Below are 826 nucleotides of genomic sequence, written 5' to 3' on the forward strand. Positions count from 1 at the left end.
GCTAGAGCGTTAGCCGATCAGGTTGCAAGTAGCCTGCGGCAGTGAAGTAGTTTGTGGATTCTGCGGGCGTGTAGGTGTCGATGATGCGCCCGACAGCATCCCAAAGGCCGCCGACGGTGCGTTCGGCGGCCTTTCGCAATTTGCTTTGAGCTTAGCGAAGGCGTTCTCGATGGGGTTGAAGTCGGGACTCTAGGGCGGAACATACAGAAGTGTAGCGCCAGCCGCCTCGATCAGCTCGCGTATGTGCGGCCCTTTGTAGCTGGAGAGATTGTCCATGACGACGATGGCTCGATCTGGAAGCTCAGGAATCAGCACCTTTTCAACATAGGTCTCGAAGGCATCGCGGTTGATAGGACCATCGAGCACCCAGGGCGCGATGATGCCGCGCGTGGTTAGAGCGGCCACGCAGGTTGTCGTTTTCCAGTGGCCGTCAGGAACGCTGGCCCGCAGGCGCTCGCCGCGTCGGCAGCGGCCATGCGTTCGCGTCATGTTGGTCGATGCCCATGTCTCGTCGATGAAGACGAGCCGATCCCGGTCGAGATTACTCTGGCTCTCGCGCCAGGCTTCACGCCGCGTCATGACATCCAGGGGCAGTCTTTTTTACGCGTGATCTTGTGGCGCTCGAAGAAGCGGCGAAGCGTGCCATAACCAAAGGACAGGCCTTGTTTGCTCAAGTTTCACGCAATTCCTCGATGGTGAGGTCGGGCGCCGCCTCAAGCAGGGTCATGATCGTCCCCTGATGGGCATCAATCCGGGTGAGACTTACGATCTCCGCCCCGAGCTCTCGGATGGGCATCACCTTGCTCCCGCTCACGCGTTCGCCAGC

General features: G+C 59.9%; 1 pseudogene. It reads right to left on the reverse strand.

What is annotated here, in order from left to right:
• Position 1: 1 nt before the first annotated feature.
• Positions 2-826: pseudogene (locus IVA91_RS27160) on the reverse strand (IS630 family transposase); the annotation flags it as partial.

It is taken from the genome of Bradyrhizobium sp. 153 (assembly GCF_023073835.1).
Taxonomy (GTDB): domain Bacteria; phylum Pseudomonadota; class Alphaproteobacteria; order Rhizobiales; family Xanthobacteraceae; genus Bradyrhizobium.